This is a genomic window from Kocuria sp. ZOR0020, from assembly GCF_000800955.1.
Classification (GTDB): domain Bacteria; phylum Actinomycetota; class Actinomycetes; order Actinomycetales; family Micrococcaceae; genus Kocuria; species Kocuria subflava.
The window spans coordinates 1-2957 of record NZ_JROX01000295.1 but is presented as its reverse complement, the minus strand read 5'-3'; the positions used below and the strand labels follow the sequence as shown (position 1 = coordinate 2957).

At 66.4% G+C, this 2957-nt stretch carries 4 protein-coding genes; 3 read left to right on the top strand and 1 reads right to left on the bottom strand.

Going from position 1 to position 2957, the window contains the following annotated elements:
- From L979_RS13205 to L979_RS13195, 3 genes are all read left to right on the top strand, one after another.
- A partial coding sequence (locus tag L979_RS13205; protein WP_047692666.1) for an HAD-IC family P-type ATPase occupies positions 1 to 751 on the top strand: 751 nt, incomplete at its 5' end.
- Positions 752 to 860: 109 nt separating this feature from the next.
- On the top strand, positions 861 to 1499 hold the full coding sequence (locus L979_RS13200; protein ID WP_047692665.1) for a YdhK family protein: 639 nt from the start codon (positions 861 to 863) through the stop codon (positions 1497 to 1499).
- 150 nt (positions 1500 to 1649) lie between these two features.
- A complete protein-coding gene (locus L979_RS13195) occupies positions 1650 to 2060 on the top strand; it encodes a four-helix bundle copper-binding protein (RefSeq protein WP_047692664.1) in 411 nt (136 codons plus the stop codon).
- Between the two features lie 225 nt (positions 2061 to 2285).
- Here the strand turns inward: L979_RS13195 and L979_RS13190 are convergent, their stop codons facing one another.
- On the bottom strand, positions 2286 to 2855 hold the full coding sequence (locus L979_RS13190; RefSeq protein ID WP_197052159.1) for an integrase core domain-containing protein: 570 nt from the start codon (positions 2853 to 2855) through the stop codon (positions 2286 to 2288).
- Positions 2856 to 2957 lie beyond the last annotated feature (102 nt).

The following is a 2957-nucleotide window of genomic DNA, read 5'->3' as shown; positions in this document are numbered from 1 at the left end:
CTCGGCCACCGTCGAGGGCACCGACATCCGCGTCGGTGGCCCCGCACTGCTCAGCCAGGCCGGTGCGGAGCCGCTGTCCACCGACGAATGGGCTCAGGACGGGCGGATCGTTCTGCACGTCCTCGTCGAGGGCCGAGTTGCCGGGGCCCTAGCCTTGGCCGACGAGGTCCGTCCGGCCGCCCGCGAGACGATCGAGGCCCTGCACCGCCTGGGGATCGAGACGGCGATGCTGACCGGCGATGCCCACAACGTAGCCGAGGCCGTTGGCCGCGAATTGGGCATCGACCGCATCGAGGCCCAGGTCCGTCCCGAGGAGAAGAGCGCCCGGGTCCGCCAGTTGCAGGAACAGGGCAAGAAGGTCGCGATGGTCGGCGATGGTGTGAACGATGCTCCGGCTCTGGCCCAGGCCGATGTCGGGCTCGCGATCGGCGCCGGAACCGACGTCGCGATCGCCTCGGCCGGGATCATCCTCGCCTCCGAGGATCCGCGCGCGGTGGTCTCGGTCGTGCGGCTCTCGCGCGCCTCCTACCGCAAGATGGTGCAGAACCTCTGGTGGGCTGCCGGCTACAACCTGATCTCGGTGCCGCTGGCAGCCGGTGTGCTGGCCCCCATCGGGTTCGTCATGCCCATGGCCATCGGCGCGCTGCTCATGGGCGCCTCCACGGTGGTGGTCGCGCTCAATGCGCAGACGCTGCGCGGCCTCGACCTCACCGCTGAGGGGTCGGTCGAATGGGCAAAGAATCAGACCTGACCCGGGTCGTCAGCGTGGCCATCAATTCTTCGCCAGTCTGTTGTCGCAGGGTTGGCATAGAGACTTTCAGGCCATCCACGCCTGAAGGAACATCAACGAAGGAGACGAGATGAAGAAGTCCATCTGGACTACCAGCATGGCCGCTACCGCAGCGGCGAGCATGCTCGCGCTGACCGCCTGCGGAGGCACCGCGGAGGAGGAAGACGCACAACCCGCGCCCTCGCAGACGGCGTCCGAGGCGGCGGCTGCGCCGTCGACATCGCCCGAGTCATCGAATATGGACATGGGCATGGATCATGGTTCCGGGGGTATGGCCGGGCACAATCCCGAGGGCGGGCCCCCGCCCGAGGGCATCGAGGCCGCAGCCGATCCCACCTATCCGATCGACTCGACGGCGGTTCTCACCGCTGACCACATGCCCGGCATGGCGGGGTCAGAGGCGACGATCACCGGTGCCTTCGACACGACGGCCTACTCGGTGAGCTACACGCCCACAGATGGTGGCGAGCCCGTCGTCGACCACAAGTGGGTCGTGCACGAGGAACTGGAGAACCCCGGTGAGGCACCGCTGCCGGAGGGCACCGAGGTCGTGCTGAATCCCGATCACATGCCCGGCATGGAGGGCGCCGAGGCGACGATCGAGAGCTCGACCGAGGAGACCGTGTACATGGTCGACGTCGAGATGGACGGCATGGAGATGACCAACCACAAGTGGTTCGTCGAGAGCGAGCTCCAGCCCGCCCAGTAGGCGCGAAGGGCACAGTGTCCTGGCTCTCGCGTCTTCACGAACTCTTCATGGCTTCGCTCTTCCGCCTCTCGCCGATCACTGTCTACGGTTAACGGAGCGGGTTGGTGCCTGCCAGCCCGCTCCGTTCGGATCGACAGAAGGAGCGAGACCATGACTCATCACGTGAGCTCGATGCTGGAGACGTACCCGAAGGATCTCGGCGGCATCGAGACCCAGAAACTGGCCGAATGCATCGAGGCCTGCTTCGAGTGCGCGCAGACCTGCACCGCCTGCGCCGATGCCTGCCTGGGCGAGGACATGGTCGCGGAGCTGACCCAGTGCATCCGTCTGAACCTGGACTGCGCCGACCTCTGCGAGACCACCGGGAGGGTGCTCTCCCGCCAGACCGGCAACAACGTCGACGTCAACCGCGCCGCGCTCGAAACGTGCCGGACGGCGTGCCGGTCCTGCGCCGAAGAGTGCGAAAAGCACGTGGATATGCATGAGCATTGCCGGGTCTGCGCGGAGGCGTGCCGGCGCTGCGAGATCGCCTGCGCGGATCTGCTGGCCTCTCTGGATTGAGACCGGCCTGCTCAGACCTTTGTTCGCCTTCCAGCAGGCTGAGGCTTGCCGCAGCAAGCTGGGGGCGAACCTCAACCGTGGGGGAGATGCCAACGGCGCCAAGCCACAACCAGGTGAGGATGACTGCGCGGTCTACCAGTGGCGTCCGGACCCAGTAATCCATGGTTCGATCCCCACAGGGCCCACCATTGTGATGTCTCAGTACATCGGAAACACCCCGAACCCTCAGGTTCGGGGTGTTTTTCGTTGTGGCTGGTACTTCCGCGTGGGGTCCAGGGTGAGCTCGCGGAGGATCTCTCCGGTGGCCTTGGCCACGATGGTGATCTCGCGGTCCTCAACGATCAGAACGACGTGGGTTCGGGCGTGGGCTCGGCCGATGCCGATGTGGAAGAGCTGGCCGTCGTAGCGCAGCGTGACTTTGCCTGTGGCGTCGATCTTGTCGGTGCGGAACCGGGTCGTGGCTGGTGCTAGGGGCCCTGGGGTGTCCTTCGGTGCGGCGATGTAGGCGGCGTAAGGGGTGGTCTTCTTCGCTGAGTGGATCCGCTGAGTGTTGTAGATCTCGCGGAACTGATCGAGCAGGGCCTGCAGGCCCGGCAGGTCTGCTGGTGGGGGCTGGGCTGCCAGCCATTTCTTCATGGTCTGTTGGAAGCGTTCGACTTTGCCCTGGGTCTGCGGGTGGCCTCCGCGGCACTCCCGCTTGGATGGTGGACAACGTGGCTTCGTAGACGGCGGGGCGGTCGGCCCACATGCGGGACTTGGTGGTGATCCAGCGGTGGATGCTGGCCGCGATCGCACGCGCCTCAGAGGCCGCTAGTGGCGATCCCGCGCCATTGCTTGTCCAGACTCAACCGCCGTTCGACTCGATCACGCGGCGACCACGCCCCGCCGCGCCGGCCC

Excerpts from the sequence above, each read along its gene's own strand:
- L979_RS13200 (WP_047692665.1), top strand. The coding sequence starts at position 861 with ATGAAGAAGTCCATCTGGACTACCAGCATGGCCGCTACCGCAGCGGCG.
- L979_RS13195 (WP_047692664.1), top strand. The coding sequence starts at position 1,650 with ATGACTCATCACGTGAGCTCGATGCTGGAGACGTACCCGAAGGATCTC.